Here is a 17,336-nt window from a genome sequence, read left to right on the forward strand (position 1 = left end):
GTCGAATTAACACACTGGAACTAGCTCGCTTCAGCCTCAGCTTCAGCCCAACGCTGAAATATCTTTCCAAACGTTTGGTTCACTTCTGAGCCAACCTGCCAGCGCTGAAAATGGTTGGTGTTGTTTAGCCACTGTTGCAATTCTTCATGCACAGCTTTCAGCCATGGCTTTTCAGACTCAAGTTCGGCCCCTGAGAACTCATATCTTTTCGAAACAGCGTAGAATGCTTTTCTACGGTGGTCCGGTCGCAAATCTAATATCGAAGCAGCAAAATCGGAAGGGTTGATGGCCGCAAGAACAGGGAGTCTGGCGTAAACACTTTGCCTTGTATTCGTTACGGCGATCCAATTGTAGAATTCTTGAACATCAGTTTTCATAACTTTCAGAATCTGTTGACCAACAGCAGGTAAACTCTTCTCGAATGCGGCATACTGTGCTGATTGTAGCTTCTCGTACAGCCGATTAAACGACTCGCTCCTTGGATCATTTCCACCCCTTGGAAAGCCCAAGTTGCGGAAACTTCTATCAGAGTAACCATATCCACTTTCATTGTTAAAATCCGCGACCGGATCATATTCACGTAAGCGATCACTGGTTACCAAATCATCTATGTAGGCTGCGCACTCTGCCTCGATCTCGGGTAGGTCTTTTTCAGCGAAGCCCATTTCACTCAAGCTCAAGCGGCAACTGAAAACATGAAGGATCACGCCCGGTTCTAGATATTCTCGTTCTGAGAAGTTGTGCTCCATGGAACGGATTGCAGCGGCCACGGCGTCTTCTTCACGGTCCAAGGCCCACCACACAGTCTCCCATTCACTCTCAGCGGCGGGCTGATGAAACGCAGGGGTTTGAGCCAGAACTGTGTTAATGGTTCCGCGATCCACCTCCCCGTCGCAAAGAACCTTTTCTGCAAGCAAATGTGGGAGGACAGTTTGGTAACGGCCATGCTGGATTTGCTCCAAACCATACTTGGCTCGAGCTTCTCTGAGTTTTGCGTATTCTGGCTTATTGTTTATGTCCATTCCTCCACGCAAGCGCATGTCATCCCGTGTGAAATTTCCAGACTTCAATTCAAGTGCCAGTGCAACAAAGACTGTCAGGAGTTCCTGCATTCCTTCAGGGTTCTCTCGGATGGTTTCATCCAAACACAGCAGAAGACGTTCGAATTCCCATAGTACCTGCTTCAAGCTTCTTAGGTTGTTGTACCCAGCTTTGCGAAACACATCCGTTATAGTCTCGGCTTCTTCAGCAAAGAATGACTTTGATGGTCCACTGAATGCCGAAAAGATTGGCCCAAGTGCCGAATCCACATCGGCAACAACGGTCAGAGTTCTTCCAACCACCTTTTCTTTTTCTTTGATGCTCTCATTATCCCAAAGACCTTCTTCGTTTGCCAACAGGACAACGTGCTTGCCTTCGTGTTCAACAAACCCGTTGACGGCACCGAGTACTTCTTTGACGGGCATTTTGGCCCGTTCGATATCGTCAAAAATCAGTGCATTTGGCAGCTTGGCGATCACAAATTCAGTTAGGTCAATTTTGGTTAGATCGACAGAAAATCCGAAAGCCTTGATACCAGATATGAAGTCCCTCAGTTGCTTTCCGGCCTTCGCAACGTCAGAGTCCGATTTTGGTAAGAATGCTCGAACTAAAGCCTTCTCAAGCTCATCCCGATTTCCAATCCCAAAAAGGCTGACATACAAGGGTTTTTCAGGGTTATCCTCGGTTAAAAGTGACCTCACTAGATGAGTTTTCCCTGCGCCCCATGGCGCGGTCAATAAAACAGCAAACCCCGGTTCTGGGGAGGATAAATACTGCTGCAAATAGGCCCGAGTCGATGCGTTGAGGTCAGTCATACTTTAGTCCAACTTGTTGAAATTACCACTCAATACCTTGAACGCTCCATAGTTGGAATTGGCCTTCCTCAGATTGTGGATCACCAACACCCATACATTCTATTTATGTAATGTGTTTTGTTTTAAAATGAGACGCAGCCCAATAAAGCTCTGTTAATACCGACGATTTAAGCGCAAATCACAGTTTTCCAAAGGCTCAGAGTCGTTAGCGTAAACCGCTCCACAAAGTACACCTAGGTGTTCAAACGACTTCTTGGTTGCGCCTTGTGATATTCATCCTCCGACTGCCCCATGAGGCGTTCCATTCGTCGGTTAGGTTCTGAGTCTTCATGGACATGGGCATAGTCGCTCAAGTCGGGAACAGCATCACCCAGAACGTCTGTTAAGCACTCAACCACGCTATGCAAAACCGATGCTCTTTTTTGTGCATTCAACGTCGTAGTTGCCCAATGGTACCGTCCTTCGACGGCCCAAGAGTACATCGCTGTCCAGATTACGTTTGCCGCTACACACAATGACAGCAATTCAGGAAGATTTGTTGATACTACCGATGGAATGCCAAGGTCATACAAGAACGTTGTATACCCTAAGGCGCTATCCAGCCACCGTAGGGCGGCTAATGATACGACGCCTGAAATCAAGCCGAACGCTAGGAATGTCCATTTAAGGGTTTTTGTGCCGACGATTTCCTCTAGCATTGAGTCAGGCAAGCGAAGATCGTCATCTAGGTCTTCTGCGCGGGATACTTCCTCAAGGCATTTTCTTTCAATCAGGAGTTTTTCTTCGTTGGTCAAAGGAATTTCAGCTAGCACGTAGTGGCCTCTTCTTTAAGTTGTCTGGGCATGGATGCAGTACCCTTAAAGGTAAGCAAGCGGAACAGTGGAGTTGTTTGGTTTGTGGCTGGAGAAGCAGCGTTTAATCGGGGTAATCAAGTTTTTGAATTGCTTCATTTTTTAGTTCCAAACTGGAACCACCAGAGTAAACACCATATGTCATGGTCTGCTTCTCGTGGCCCATGATGTCAGCAGATACATTTTCGTTCACGCTGGCGTTTTCCAGAAGTGTTGCAACGGTCTTGCGGATACTATGAAAGACATGGCTTTTGCCGTGACCCATGGCAGCCTTCATTCGGCCAAATCTCTTTCCGAGGGCGTTTGATCTGTCGCCATATTTGTTCGTAGACAGGTTGCTGATCACGTACCCATCTTCGCTAGCTGAACACAATTGATCCAAAAGCGGTTGGAGCCTATTGTGGATTGGGATTTTTCTGTCACCAGCGTCGGATTTTGCATCGACTATTTCTATGTGGTCTCGGTGGACCTGAGAAACCTTCAACGAACAGATTTCCTCAATTCTACAACCTGTCCAGCGGGCAATATCTATCGCATCATACAGTTGCTGGTCGCCATTCATTTTTGCTCGACCAAGTAGTTCAACTACCTGCGCAGGAGTGAACGGTTCCCGGCCTTTGTTCCGATTGGTTTTGCTTTTGGACTTAGATTTTTGTTTGCTCAAAACATTCTCAAACGGGTTGTCTTCCCGATCAAGCAGCCCAGCCAACTGCAAGTATGTCCAGTAGCCCTTACATGCCGAAACCATCCGGCTCATCGTGCCGTGTGCCAATGAGTTTGAGGCTTGATACTCATGCGCCCAACGCTGAACTACTTGCTTCCTTACTTCATGTGAAAAACGATAGGACTCAGCGAACGCCAGAACATCGTGACGCTTCATGTCGATAGTCTTTGGCGCGTTGTCCAAGTCAGCCAGCCACGTTTCTAAATGCTCCAACAGGTCAACCGTTTCGTCTTTGGCTATCAGGTAAACACGTTCAGCTTGAACAGGGTCGCTTTCGCTGATTTTCCTTACCTTGTCTTCCAGTAGTTCTTCGTAAATTTCGGAGTTCGTCGTTACCTCACGATCCGAAAAACCACTTCTTGACTGCTCTTCTTCGCGGGCTTTCCTTATGTCTTCCCGGTAGTGTTTGGCTAGTTCCTCCAAAGGCACTGCACTTCCAGTCCGTTCAGCTTCAAATTCAGCTTTCCATCGGGCGACAACGGGCAATACCAGACGCTCTGCTTCAGTCTTGCTTTCTGTTCCCAGAGACTGAACTAGACGCTTTGTTCTGAAAGTGTCTCGAAGGTCTTTCGGGACATCCAGAACAGCGTACCAGCGGCGTCTTCTTTTTTCGATGTACTTCGGCATTTCCCCACACGATTCCCCCACACGTTTGTGTTTTTATCTCTTGTTTTTCAGGGTTTTCAAGGGTAAATGACGTTTGACGTAGTATCCCTTCGTCTCCGCCATACATCACACCGCAAATTCCCCATTAATTGGGGTAATAGGCTCAGGACCCGTCGAGTTTAGGCTGTCCGTATGCTTCTCCGTGCCCAATACGAGCGGTTAACAGGTTTTATCTTATCTGGCTAAGCGATGAGCAGATCGCCCCTCTTAAACCCTTCTTATCAACGTCTCATGAGAAACCTCGGGTCGGTGATCGCCTTGTCTTGAGTGGGGTTATGATTCCCAATCGCAACGGGTTACATGCGCCCAAGGAATGCGATCCGCATAAGATGCTCTACAATCGTTGAATGCGGTGGAGCGGCAAGGGTTTTTCGCCGAGATGCTGATTGGTTTGGCCGCGGATCATGGCGAAGAGCAGACCGTCATGATCGGTGCAACCTATCTCAAAACCCAACATACGGCGTTCTGTTTGGGCGTGAAAATGGGGGGGGTGGACTTCCGATTGGCAGAACCAAGCGCGGGATGCACACAAAACTGCACGCCATCTGTGACAGACGCGAGCGTCTTTTGAGCCTCTGTATGATCGCGGGTAGGGCGTCGAATGGTTCAGAGAAACGTTGTAAGATAAAGGGATGCGTGCCTGCATCCCCGACCGAAAGTAACGAAAGACGAATGTCCAATGCGGCAAGCGTGATAAAAGAGGCGCAATCGGATCGAAATTATGTTCGGGAGACTGAAGGACTGGCGGCGTGTGGCATCCCGCTACGATTGATGCCCAAAAGCCTTCCTGTCGGCAACTACTGTCAAAGCTCTCGTCATTTACGGGCTTATGAGCTCTGAACTTAGGTTTCGATGGATCACGATCGCACGGTGTACTAACACTTGAGAAAGTGCGGTGGAATGCGCGAGGCACATTGTATTGATGCGCGCTGACCAACTCGATCGACGTTGAAGCAGGGCGAAAATGCTACAAAAAAACCTTGAAGCGGTGGCTGCGGCTTTCGATGGCATTTCGCTCCCGCCTGATTTGGAAGCGAGGTTTCTTGGAACCTGGGTTTACAGGGGAACGTGCTTTGTCATCGATTTTAAGTGGCGCGATATACACTTTTCTGTCGATGTGACGCCCTCTCCACAAGGCTATTTAGCGTTGGATGTTGTACAAAGAACAATCCGAAGGTCGCCTATTAAAATAAACGCGAACAAAAAAGAGAAAGAACGTTTTGGGTCGAACCTCGGGCTTGATGCCGCGCTGGACAGAGTGATCGCTCACGTTCAGACGCTGATCAGTTCATTGGATGAAAAATATGCCGAGGCGGTAGTCCAGCACAGTCAGCCACCCAATACTGACCGAGCAAATACGGGTGCCACCGAAAACGCCAAAGCGGGAGCGCCGCATTTCGGAAAGAATGTCGGTGTAGTTACGCTGCCACTGCATTCAAACTATGGCGGTGTTCTTCAGGCCTTTGCCCTGTTTACCGCGTTACGACAGATGGGGCATCGCCCGATGCTGATAAACCTGCGGCGGGGTGCGGCCCTACCGATCAGGACTTTGCCTGTGACTGCATCGGAGTCGGGTGTCACCGGCACAGCAGATTTTCTGAAAGCGTTCAGATACAGGAACGCGAAGGCTACTCAAAGGTTCATCGAAAAGCATCTGTCTCCGATTTCGCAGCAGTTTTCCGATGACGACGAACTGAAGCAAGAGATTGGCAGCTATAAGCTGGATGCCGTTATCTCTGGCAGCGATCAGGTTTGGAGGGCAAAATACGCCAAGAACTTCTTGCCAAACTTCTTCCTCAGTTTTCTGGCTGACGGTCGGGATAGGCCGAAGAAAATCGCTTACGCCGCGTCCTTTGGGTCGGACAAGCCAGACTACAACGGCCCACAACTTCGAATGGCTTCGAAACTGTTAAAAGAGTTTGATGCCGTTTCTGTGCGTGAAGACACCGCCGTTGATGCATGTAAAACCTATTTCGGTGTGACAGCAGAGCACACGCTTGATCCGACGCTGCTTCTGTCTCCAAAAAACTATACGGAGCTGTTTGAAGGTCTGCCGGTTGAGGCAGAATCAGGCCAGGTCACAACCTACATTCTCGATCCTAACCCGTCGAAGGAGAGGGTCGTGGATGAGGTGTGTAAGGCATTGTCTTTAAGTGCTTTCACGGTGGCCGGAACCCCTTTCAGCGGTGCTCAAGACGGAAGAAATTTCACCTCGATCGAGAATTGGCTTGCCGCATTTTACAACGCCAAGTTCGTAGTGACGGATTCCTTTCACGGCGTCGTTTTCTCGATCCTGTTCAACAAGGAATTTGTCGCCTATGGGAACATGGATCGCGGCTCGGCGAGGTTTACCTCGGTGCTCAGGCAGTTTGGCCTCGAACACCGTTTGGTTTTCTCGGCAGAAGACTATGACGCGCGTACAGCGTTGCGCCCTATAGATTGGAAGGCGATCAACAAGAAACTCAGCGAGTTGCGAGGTAAGTCACTAGAGTTTTTACACAAAGCGCTTCATGACCACGTGACGCCGGATGTTGCCTTAAAGGCGAGGGGTCAATTAGTAGAACGGGTTGACCAGCGTGACCTGCGTTCCTCGGAAGCCGCGTTCTGTGATCCTAGAAAAGAAAACCCGCTCAGGACGTTTTGCACCGGGTGCGGTGTATGCCCATCTGAAAGTCAGGGGGCTTTGCATATGCGGTGGACCGCCGATGGATTTCGAATGCCGGAAGGTACCGACAATGGGCTGTTGTCATCGGCCGTCCGTGTCTGCCCTTTCAACCCTGCGCCTGACAGCGAAGTTGAGGATGAGGACAAGCTGGCCGATATCTTTCTCAAAGATGCAGGAAAGCGGCGCCCTCAGATGGGCCGGTTCATTGGAAACTACATCGGGTACAGTAACGAGCATCGAAAGACGTCCTCGTCCGGGGGGGTGGCGTCATATATCTTCGAAAGGCTTCTTGCAGAAAATCACGTGGAACATGTCTTTGCAGTCTCTGGATCGGAAGATGGAGGATATGCCTACAGGTTCTTCGATACACCGGAGGATGTGAAGAAGGCCGCCAAGACACGCTATTTCCCGGTTTCGATGGAGGATTTGTTCGCCAAAATCGAGCAGAAACCAGGGCGTATTGCGGTATCCGGTGTGGCTTGTTTCATCAAAGCGATACGCTTGAAGCAGCACTACAATCCAGAGCTCAAAGAGAAGATACCATTCTTGCTGGGGATCGTGTGCGGTGGGCTGAAAAGCCGATTTTATTCCGATTACCTCGCCAGCGCGGCAGGGGTGCAGGGGCCGTACCGTAAAGCCGAATACCGATTGAAGAATGAAAGCAGCACCGCTCTCGATTACTCCTTCTCAGCGGAAGACTCCGAGAGCAAAACTCATTCTGTGCGCATGAAGACTCTGGGCGACATGTGGGGAACTGGCTTGTTCAAATCCAGAGCCTGCGATTTTTGCACAGATGTACTGACAGAATTGGCCGATATCTCACTGGGTGACGCCTGGCTTCCGGATTACGTGCAGGATGGTCTTGGAAATAGCATCGTCATCACGCGCAGCCCTTTGGCAGAGCACCTTATTCAGCGGGGAATATCCGAGGGAAAGCTTTCAATGCGCCCCGAGCCGCCGCGAAGGCTTGTGAATTCTCAACGGGGCGGCATCAATCATAAACAGCGCGCTGTGCGGTTTCGGCGCAAAATGCAGGAAACTTCCTCTGAACTTCCTCTGCCCCCCCTAAGGGCACGCCTCAATGAAGAAAGTTCGGTGACCGAGATGTTCGTGCATGTCCTGCGCGAACGCACAAGGGCCAAAAGCCATCAGTATTGGCAGAGTTCAAAAGACCCCGTGGCGTTCCGAAGGCGAATGGCGGCCAGTCTGAGCCTATTGCAAGCGGCCACGACTGCGCGAAAATCAGATCCGATGATACGCAGCGCCGTGCTGAAGATACTCACCCGACGTCAGCCTGACGTGCGATCACAGAGCGAATTGCGGGTCGCACGCGTTTTGGCGCGCTGGTTGCGGGCAGTTCAGCGTCAGAATACAATCCGTTTCCAGTATATATCTGAGATTGCTCCTGAATTCTGGGCCGAGCTGCAGGAACTGTCGGAACCTGTACGCAGTGAGGTCTAGCGGCATTGTAAAGCCGCCGCCGTTGCCCGGAACACCATTTCGCCCTTATGGGGCACGCTTTTACAGCGGTCTGCGGGCAGGGCTGATCCTTGTGATCAGATATGCATCTCCAGCCGCGCGTCAGGGAAGGATTTGAGTACTGTTTCAACTCCTGCCTTCGGCAAGGCGCACAAAGCTGTGGACAACCCGTCGGCAATGGCCGCACTGGGGCCTGAAACCGAGACGATATGCGCTGGGTGCGAACCGCCTGTAGGGTTCAGGATGTGTCCCTGATCACTTGTCAGCATAAAGCTGCGCGCGTCCGACGTTGCCACCGCTCGGTCTCGTAGTTCGATGGATTTTTGGACCTGACCTCCGGGTCCGGCCAGTCCGACCTGCCAGCTCAGCCCGTCTGCTCGTTGGCCCAGGGCCGCGATTTCCCCCATGTTCACCAACACGTTCTGCAGGCCATGCCCCTTCAACAGTGTACTGATACGGTCGGTAACTGCGCCTTGCGCGATGCCGTTTAGGGTCAGTGCGGAAACGCCGGGTTGGGGCAGACGGATCACGTCCGCCTTAACGGTCACGCGTGCCCATCCGACAGAGCGTCGGGCCGCGTCGATCTTGTCGCGGCTCGCACCGCTCGCAAGCGCGGACCAAAGGGGCTGAACTGTGGGGTCGAAAGCGCCATTTGTCGCGTCGTGCAGCGCCGTGCACAGGCTGAGAACGTTCAACAGTTCGGGTGCGGGGCCGGACAGGTGCCCGGCGTTGTTCAGGCGGCTGAGTTCGGATTGTGGCCGGTACAGGCTGAAGATGTTCTCCAGCCGGTCCATCTCGGCCTCAACCGCGGCGATGATCGGCGCGGCTTGGGCGTCGGTCAGCCCCTCCAGCCGCAAGCTGGCCTCGGCCCCCAGCGCGACCCCGCGCCAATGGGCTGCCGGGGCAGGTTTTGCACCGGCTGGAAAGGCCGCACAGGCAGCAGATATGGTCAGGAACCGGCGGCGGGAGAGGGGGATCATGAGGGGGTCTCCAGTTTCAGGTCCAGATCGACAGGGCCAAGAACCTCGGCAGCGGGAATGTCGGACAGCGGCATCTGCGCGCCGCCATATTGGGTGATAAAGACATCAGCCGCGGCGGGATCGGCAAAGGGGACAACCTCGGGCGCGCCCATGCCGCCGGCAACGTTAGAGCCGACAACGAAGGTAGCACCATCCGCCGCGATCCAGTTTGATATGCCGGGTTGCCGCCAGTTCGGGGCGATCCCCATGTCACTGACGTACACGGCGGTGATCTCGGCGTCGCGTTCGGGGCTTTTCAGATAGGCCACCATGTCGCGTACCTGTGCAAAGAACAGCGGCGCGGGATACCCTTCCAGATGAATCTGCCCCTTTGGCCCGCCATGTTCGGCAATGTTCATCTGACAGAAATAGCTGAGCGCATCCGGGGTCAGATCAATCGGGTCGGGAGCTTCGGCAACTTCTTCCTTGCAGGCGGTCAGAGCGACCAGAGCGATTAGGGCGAGACGTTTCATGGCTCGACCCTCCGGAACGCGAGGCGGGCAAGGGCAAAACCCAGCACTGGCCAGATCAGCAGGGAAGCGGGTGCGGCCCAGTTGGGCAGGGCCTGCGCGGCGCCGGTCATGCCGGATGCCATGGCGACACCTTCGGTTGCGGCGATGTTCCACAAACGGAATGCGTCGGCCGGGTTGGCTACCATCACCCATGGAAAGACGGATTGGGTGAAGGTGCCGTCCTTGTCCATGACGACGGCTCCCAACAAGCCCAGATCATAAAGGACGACAAAAACCAGCCAGAGCCCGGCCGACAGACCTGCCGCCGCCGTAGCCCCCTTTGCCAGGGCGGACAGCAGGTAACCCAGCGCCAGAAAAACGGCGCCCAGCAGGATGGATGTGAGGATGAGGCGGACCAGCGCCATCAGGCTTTCCGGCCCTGCGCCACCGAAGAACGCGGCGACTGCGCCTGCGGTGCCGAAACCAACGGTCATGGCAAAAGCCAAAGCGGCCAGATGCGCGGTGAATTTGCCCAACAGGATTTCTCCGCGCCCGGCGGGATAGGACAGTAGCAGCGACAGGCTGCCCCGGTCCACGTCGCCGGCAATGGCGTCGAAGGCAATCATCAGCGCCAGCAAGGGCGCAAGGTAGACCGACAGGGTGGTCATCGAGGCCACCGAGACGGTCAGCATATCGACGCCCAGCGTGCCAGTCGGTGCACTGCCTGCGAAGGTCAGCGCCAAGGCGAACAGCACCATGATCAGCGTGGCCACCAGCAGCCAGCGGTTGCGGCGCAGGATCAGCATCTCGGTGCGGGTAATGGCGAGGAAGCGGGTCATTGCATCTCCTCCTGTGCGTAGTGGCGATAGAGGTCTTCCAGCTTGGGTGGGGTCATCTCCACATCTGCAACGGCATCGCCCAATCCGGCGATCCGGCGCAGGGCCTCCATCTTGTCATCAGGGGTACAGAGCAGCTCCACGGACGCCCCGTTGATCCGGTTGCCACCCAACTCGGCGGCCACGGCATCCGCGTTGACACTGGCGCGTACGCGAAGGCGGATCGGCAGACCGGCCAGCGCCGACAGATTGCTCAGCGTATCATCGGCGACCATCCGGCCCTTGCGCATGATGGCAATGCGGTCGGTGCGGGCCTCGACCTCGGTCAGGGCGTGCGAGGCGATCAGGACGGCGGTGCCCTGTGCGGCCAGCTCGTCGATGATAGCATAGAGATCTTGCCGGGAAATCGGGTCCAGCCCCGAGGTCGGCTCGTCCAACAACGCCACTTTCGGCTGGCCCAGCAACACTTGCGCCAGACCCAGACGTTGCCGCATCCCCTTGGAATAGGTTCCGATCCGCCGGTCCAATGCGTCGCTGAGGCCAACACGGTCCAGCAGGCCGGGCACATCGGCTTTGGCTCCGGATAGCTTTGCGAACAGGGTCAGTTGCTCGCGCCCGGTCAGGGCCGGATGGAATGACACCGCCTCGGGAAGATAGGCGGTATCCCGTCGGGCTTGCGCCGTGCCGGGGGTGGTATCGCCGATCCGGATGGCGCCGCTGTGGATGGGCGTCAGGCCGAGAATGGATTTGATCAGGGTCGACTTGCCCGCGCCGTTATGGCCCAGCAGCGCCACGCGCTGACCGGGGGCAAGAGACAGGTTGATATCGTCAAGAACGCGGGTTTTCCCTCGGTCCTTGAAAACATGGTCGATTGACAGGGCCTTATCCGTCATGAGGCACCTTTTTCATTGCTTGGGGTTCAGGGGCTTGCATCAAGGGATTGCTGTCCATCACGCCCCCCGGCAGCAGTGCCGGGAAGGCCGATTGCGACCAGCGCACCAGTTGCACGGCAGGCGAGCCGAGCAACAATTTGGCTGCGGGTTGGGTCCACAGCACATGGTCCATCGAGTCGTTGGGGCGATAGGGGGCGTCGGCGATGCCGTTGCCGTCCACATCATAGGCAGCAAAATCGGACCAGTAGTTGCCGCGCCCGTCTTCGGACCACTCGACCCATTTGGTCGAGACGTATTTCACCTGCGTCCGGTTGCCGACAAAGGCATTGCCGACGATCCGGTTGCGCTCGGAACCAGCAGTAAAGTGGATGCCGATGCCGCATCCCTGGAACCAGTTGTCGGTGAACTCGTTCTTATTTGAGTTATAGAGGAAGGTGCATTTTTCCTTGGCACCTTTCACCACGTTGCCTGTGATGGTGCTCTTGTTGGCATAATTCAGCATCACGCCATGTTCACGGTCACCGATCGAGACGTTGTTGGCCACGGTCACATTGGTCGTGAACATGACCGCATAGCCTAGATCATTGCCGATCGAGACGTTGTCGCTGACGACTGAGTCGTCGGCATACATGTAGTGCACGGCAAAGCGCAGGTCGCGGAACAGGTTGTTGGTGAAGGTATTCTTCTTCGACGAGTTCACAAATATCCCGTCGCGCCCGTACCGGATGTCATTGCCGTCAACCACCGCACCCGGCGCATTCCAGACATAAACACCATTGCCACGGTCATTCATCCGCTGGTCCAAACGGCCTTCGATCCGGTTGCCGCGCACGATGCTGTCCTTGGCCCCGTGAATGTCGACGCCATATAGATTGCCCAGCAACACGTTATCCTCGACCACGGGCGCTTTGGCCGTTTTGGTCAGCTGGATGCCACTGTCGATCCCGTCATGGCTTGAGCCGGAGCCGATCACCGTCAGTCCGCGCACAGTCACGCCCGGTCCGGTCACGGTAATGACGCTGCCGTTGCCTTGTCCGTCGATGGTGGCCTGGCCCTGCCCGTCGATGGTGACGGGCCGGTCCAGAACCAGGGTTTCGGTGTAAACACCGGGGCTCAGGCGGAGGGTGTCTCCATCCGCCGCCTGCGCCAGTATTTCAGTGATGGCCCCCGCCCGGTTGGGAACGTCCCAGTCCGCCGCCCAAAGGGGCGAGCCAAGCAGGAGCGGTATGAGCAGGGGCCAACGCATGGGTTATGCGCCCTGCGGCTCGACCAGCATCCGGCCGCGCATTTCCATATGCAGCGCGTGGCAGAACCACTGGCAATAGAACCAGTGTACGCCCGGACGGTCGGCGGTGAAGGTGACCGAGGCGGTGGCCATCGGCCCAATCTCCATCGCGATGCCGTAGTTGCCCAGGCAGAAGCCGTGTGTCACGTCATCCACGTCGTCGAGGTTGGTGATGTAGACCGTCACCTCGTCGCCCTGTTTGACCGTGAACTTCTCAAGGCTGAAGGTCGGTGCCTGCGAGGTCATGTAGACGCGCACCTTGTTGCCGTCACGGATGGGCTCTTCGGCGCCTTCTTCCAGATCGATGCCGTCGGCCTCGGCCTGTTTGCGGGCGTCTTCCCATGTGACGTCGTTGCGGTCCCAGACGTTGACCGGGTTGACGATGTCAGAGCGAACGATGATCGAGTCATGCGGCTCGGCAAAGGTCGGGCCATCGTGGACCACCTTCATCTCGTCGGACGAGATGTCGATCAGCTGCTCGTTCTCGGGCTTCAGCGGGCCGACGTTCAGGAAGCGGTCTTTCGAGAACTTGTTCATCGAAATCAGCCACTTGCCGTCGGCGTCTTTGGTTTCACCCATCGAGGTCGAGTTGTGGCCCGGCTGATAATGCACGTCGACCTTCGAGATGATCGGATCGACGTCTTCACCGTTATAGGCCTTGATCGCTTTGTCGATGTTCCACTTCACAACCTGGCTGTCCAGGAACAGCGTGGTGAACGCGTTGCCCTGGCCGTCATAGGCGGTGTGAAGCGGGCCAAGACCCAGCTGCGGCTCACCCACGATGCAGGACCGCGGATCGGCGTCGCTTTCGAACAGGGCGTCCAGCTTGGTCACATCCATGATCGAGACAGTCGGCGACAGCTTACCGTTGATGCAGACGTGCTTGCCGTCCGGCGCGGTGTTGATGCCGTGCGGCGAGTTCGGGATCGGGATGTAGCGGGTGTATTTCTTGTTCTGACCCTTACGGCCGTCCAGAACCTTGACGCCTTTCAGCTCCTGATAGTCGCCGGCTTCGATGCCTTTTTCGATCTCGGCCAGGTTGAAGACAACAACGTGGTCCAGCTCGTTCTCGGTCATCTCGGCCAGGTTCATACCCATTTCCGAGTTGTACGAGGTCGAGTAGGCGTATTTGCCCTGATAGTCGCAGTCGGTGTTGTCGAGGTTGCCCGACACGATCACCTGCCATGCCACTTCCATCGTGTCACCGTCCAGCGCGGTGAAGATGTTTACGTATTGCGACGGATCGTCCAGCACTGTGCCGTCATTGACCAGCGGTGTTTCATCTTCACCATTGGCAAAGACATAACCGGTGCGCGGGAATTTCTGCGGACGCAGACCGTGGATCGCCTTGGCGTTCGGGATCTCAGTGATCTTGTCGCATTTCATCACATCGCAGCGCACACGAGCGACGCGGGTGTTGGCCTTGTCGTTCATGAACAGGTAACGGCCGTCATAGGTGCCATCGGTGAACGACATGTGCGGGTGGTGCAGGTCGCCGTTGTCATAGGTTTTCAGGCCGCGCTTGGCCAGGAATTCCTTGGTTTCCGGCAGCAGGCCATCGGTCATGATCTTCAGCGATTCATTGGTCTGACCCCAGCCGGTGGCCGAGCAGCGGTTGAACACCGGCACCCGCATCAGTTCGCGCATGGACGGGAAGCCCAGGATGCGCAGCTCGCCGGTCTGACCCGAGGACCAGAAGCCGTAATATTCATCCAGCTCGCCGGGTTCGAGGTTGTATTTGGCGGCGGCGCTGGCTTCGCGGGCGCTCATCAGGGTCGAGCCCAGACCGGTCCCGGCCAGCACGGCACCGGTGGCGGTAGCCCCCAGCATCCCGCGGCGGGTGATGTTCAGTTTGTTTTCATTGTCCGACATGATCGTTCCTCCTTTTTAGGAAACAGATTGCGGTTTGGCGTTCGGATGGTTCGCCGGTGGTTGCCCGAGGGGGGTCTTAGGATTGACCGACCCTGTCTTGGCCCGCCGTTTAAGCTGGCGGATAACGACGGGACATTTGTCCTCGGACTGGTAGAGCACCTGACAATGCAGGCAGGTGACGCACTCGTTCGGGTTGATCTCACCGGTGGGGTGGATTGCCTGAACGGGGCATTCGTTGGCGCAGGTCTGACAGGGGGCGCCGCACTCTTTGTAGCGGCGCAGCCAGTCGAACATGCGGATACGGGCGGGGATCGCCAGCGCTCCGCCCAGCGGGCAGAGATAGCGGCAGTAGAACCGTTCAATAAACAGCCCGATCCCCAGCAGGAGCAACGCAAAGACCACAAACGGCCAGTCGCGCATGAATTTCAGGATGATCGCGGTCTTGAACGGCTCGATCTCGGCATACTTCTCGGCCAGCGGGATCGACACGAAGCTGATGCCGAAGAGCACGAGGAAGATCATGTATTTTGCAGGCCAAAGCCGTTCGTTCAGACCCCAGGGCAGGGTCCATTGCGGCACCTTCAGTGCCCGCGCGATCTTGTTGGTCAGTTCCTGCAGCGCGCCAAACGGGCACAGCCAGCCGCAATAGGCTCCGCGTCCCCAGAACAGCAGGGCGGCGGCTACGGCGAACCATTGGATAAAGACCAGCGGGTCCAGCAGGAAGGCGTCCCAGCTAAATCCGGAGCGCAGGCTGCCCGCCAGCGCCATCAGGTTCACCACGCTCAGCTGCGCGTTGGCATACCAGCCGATGAAGAACAGGGTCATCGTCAGGTATCCAATGCGGAACCAGTAAAAGACCCGCGCATTCATCGTCGCGTGGAACTGGAAGAAGAACGTGGCGGTCAGCACCAGCAGCATGACGCCCAGAACGGCAATCTCGACGGTGCGGTCTTTCCAGATGCGCTGCCACAGCGCGGCCTTTGCGGCGGCCTCTCCGGTGGCGTCATCGACGACTGCGGGGGCGGTGACCGGCAATAGGTACTGATCCGGCAGCTTGTAGCTCAAATCGAAGGTCAGGAAGGTTTTCTCGACCGCACCTACGGCCCGTTGCACCAGCAGTTGCAGGCGGAACGGTTCAGTCGGGTCAAACCCGGCATCGGCGGGGATCTTGAAGATATCAAGCTCGGTAAAGCTGGGCGCATCATATGCTGCGACCCGACCCAGACGGCGCTGTTGCTTGTCGAAGAAGCGCACCGAGCTGTCGCCCTGGATCAGCTGAATCCGGTCAAAAATGCCACCGCGCACATAGCCCGAGCCCTTGAAGCTGTAGGCCCCGCGCCCCAGCACCAGAATGGCTTGTTCGCCTTCGTCCAGCCAATTGGTCAGGTTCTTGTATTCGGCCTCACCCAGCAGGGATTTCCCGATCGACGGCACCGAGACCAGCGCCACGTGCATGTCGATAAAGGTGTCGTCCGGCTCACCCTTTTCGGGGCGTTTGATGGCGCGCTGATCGCCGGTGGCCTCAAACGCGGCGTTGACCTGGCCCACATCCAGCGTCAGCCGCCGCACCGAGCCGTCACCCGAGAGGGTGGTCCAGTCGTAGACTGCATTCTTCGTCATATCGACTTCGCGTTTCGGCCCGTCTGCCTGCAGCGGGGACAACCCGCCCAGACCCAGCGCGCGGGAGACCTTGATGCCGCCGCGCACGAGGCTGTCGTCGATCACCATGATCGTGACCGTCGCGCCCGAGATGATGTCGAGATCATGCCCTTCACCACCCGTTGCGGCCTCGTGCTTGAGGTCGAGGCCGGTGTAGCCTTCGGTCAGTTCGACCATGCGGGAATTGGGGATGCCGATCAGAACGATGGGTTCCGAGTGTTTAACCAGCTTCACCCCGGTCAGCACCGCATCGTCGTCGATGGCGGCGACCACGTGGATGGGTTTGCCGGAATAGCCGGTGGTGCCCACGAAATCGGATGTCAGGAAGGCCCAGGCGATGGTTTCCCCGCCCTTCAAAACAGGGGCGACGGGGACGTCATCCCGCACCGGACCAAAGGCATCGGCACCTGGGGCCAGATCGGCGGGCTCAATGTCAGGCAGGAAGCTGGCGAGGCTATCGGCATGGGCGCTGATCGCCATCAGGCAGGACAGGGTAAGGGCCAGCAGGAAATGGATTGCGCGACTTACGACCACGGCGCACCTCCGACTACTTGGGTGGACGCCATGGACGCGCGCAGGGCGCGTTCAGATTCTTCTTGGGTCGCGCGCGGGGGTCCCCGGGTTTCGGGCCACAGTCGTTTTACGCTGTAGACATTGACCAGATCGCGGTTTTCGCATTGTGCGGCGTGAACAAGACCTTCCCGTTGCAACACGGGCAGGTCTGGCACCGGGGCCGCTGAGGTGACCGCGCACAAGGCGCAATCGGCGCATTTCGGACAGGGCGCGGTTGGGTCCGTGGTGTCCACTTCAAGGTCCACCTGAACCCAGACCGCCCCTGCCTCCGAGCAGATTTCCACCCACATGCTTTCCCCGGGACTCGCCAGCGCCGGGCCAAGCAGCTGCAACAGCAGAAGGAAGATGCCCGCTAGTGCACAAGCTGCGCGGGACGCGCAAACAGCTGACATGTGCAGAGGGTTGAGGGCGGGCATGGAGAATCCAACTCGGCAATCTTTCCTGAGTCCTAGTGCCGTTGCTCGATTCGATACTTGACTTATGTCATTTGTTTTCAATCTGCCCAA

12 protein-coding genes and 1 pseudogene are annotated in these 17,336 nt (G+C 56.2%); 2 read left to right on the forward strand and 11 right to left on the reverse strand.

Features of this window, described 5'->3' with window-relative positions; translation table 11 throughout:
- Positions 1-20: 20 nt before the first annotated feature.
- From GOX63_RS17170 to GOX63_RS17180, 3 genes are all read right to left on the reverse strand, one after another.
- A complete protein-coding gene (locus tag GOX63_RS17170) occupies positions 21-1,856 on the reverse strand; it encodes a P-loop NTPase fold protein (RefSeq protein ID WP_170546535.1) in 1,836 nt (611 codons plus the stop codon).
- A gap of 233 nt (positions 1,857-2,089) precedes the next feature.
- Entirely contained in the window at positions 2,090-2,668 is a 579-nt protein-coding gene (locus GOX63_RS17175; protein ID WP_170546538.1) for a hypothetical protein, read from the reverse strand.
- Positions 2,669-2,771: 103 nt separating this feature from the next.
- Positions 2,772-4,058, reverse strand: coding sequence for a tyrosine-type recombinase/integrase (locus GOX63_RS17180; RefSeq protein WP_170546541.1), 1,287 nt, complete (start codon positions 4,056-4,058; stop codon positions 2,772-2,774).
- A gap of 188 nt (positions 4,059-4,246) precedes the next feature.
- Here GOX63_RS17180 and GOX63_RS17185 point away from each other — a divergent pair.
- Positions 4,247-4,869, forward strand: a pseudogene (locus tag GOX63_RS17185) (IS5/IS1182 family transposase).
- Positions 4,870-5,061: 192 nt separating this feature from the next.
- Positions 5,062-8,223 carry a polysaccharide pyruvyl transferase family protein gene (locus tag GOX63_RS17190; protein ID WP_170327983.1) on the forward strand — a complete coding sequence of 1,054 codons (3,162 nt, stop codon included), beginning with the start codon at positions 5,062-5,064 and terminating at the stop codon, positions 8,221-8,223.
- 95 nt (positions 8,224-8,318) lie between these two features.
- Here the strand turns inward: GOX63_RS17190 and GOX63_RS17195 are convergent, their stop codons facing one another.
- Genes GOX63_RS17195 through GOX63_RS17230 form a run of 8 tightly spaced genes read right to left on the reverse strand, consistent with a single transcriptional unit; the run spans position 8,319 to position 17,246 of the window.
- Positions 8,319-9,221, reverse strand: coding sequence for an FAD:protein FMN transferase (locus GOX63_RS17195; protein WP_170546544.1), 903 nt, complete (start codon positions 9,219-9,221; stop codon positions 8,319-8,321).
- Positions 9,218-9,733 carry a nitrous oxide reductase accessory protein NosL gene (locus tag GOX63_RS17200; protein WP_170546547.1) on the reverse strand — a complete coding sequence of 172 codons (516 nt, stop codon included), beginning with the start codon at positions 9,731-9,733 and terminating at the stop codon, positions 9,218-9,220. Before GOX63_RS17200 ends, GOX63_RS17195 begins: the two co-directional genes overlap by 4 nt.
- On the reverse strand, positions 9,730-10,551 hold the full coding sequence (locus tag GOX63_RS17205) for an ABC transporter permease (RefSeq protein WP_170327980.1): 822 nt from the start codon (positions 10,549-10,551) through the stop codon (positions 9,730-9,732). Before GOX63_RS17205 ends, GOX63_RS17200 begins: the two co-directional genes overlap by 4 nt.
- On the reverse strand, positions 10,548-11,441 hold the full coding sequence (locus tag GOX63_RS17210; protein WP_170546551.1) for an ABC transporter ATP-binding protein: 894 nt from the start codon (positions 11,439-11,441) through the stop codon (positions 10,548-10,550). The genes GOX63_RS17205 and GOX63_RS17210 overlap by 4 nt, the downstream gene beginning before the upstream one ends.
- Positions 11,431-12,687, reverse strand: coding sequence for a nitrous oxide reductase family maturation protein NosD (locus GOX63_RS17215; protein ID WP_170327978.1), 1,257 nt, complete (start codon positions 12,685-12,687; stop codon positions 11,431-11,433). Before GOX63_RS17215 ends, GOX63_RS17210 begins: the two co-directional genes overlap by 11 nt.
- A gap of 3 nt (positions 12,688-12,690) precedes the next feature.
- Positions 12,691-14,598: a TAT-dependent nitrous-oxide reductase gene (nosZ, locus tag GOX63_RS17220; RefSeq protein ID WP_170327977.1), complete on the reverse strand. Its 1,908-nt coding sequence runs from the start codon at positions 14,596-14,598 to the stop codon at positions 12,691-12,693.
- 15 nt (positions 14,599-14,613) lie between these two features.
- A complete protein-coding gene (locus GOX63_RS17225) occupies positions 14,614-16,737 on the reverse strand; it encodes a NosR/NirI family protein (RefSeq protein WP_174826829.1) in 2,124 nt (707 codons plus the stop codon).
- A 44-nt stretch (positions 16,738-16,781) separates the two neighbouring features.
- Complete coding sequence (locus GOX63_RS17230; protein ID WP_174826826.1) at positions 16,782-17,246, reverse strand: DUF2946 family protein; 465 nt, start codon at positions 17,244-17,246, stop codon at positions 16,782-16,784.
- Positions 17,247-17,336 lie beyond the last annotated feature (90 nt).

The sequence above is a fragment of the Ruegeria arenilitoris genome (assembly GCF_013031355.1).
Taxonomy (GTDB): Bacteria; Pseudomonadota; Alphaproteobacteria; order Rhodobacterales; family Rhodobacteraceae; genus Ruegeria; species Ruegeria arenilitoris_C.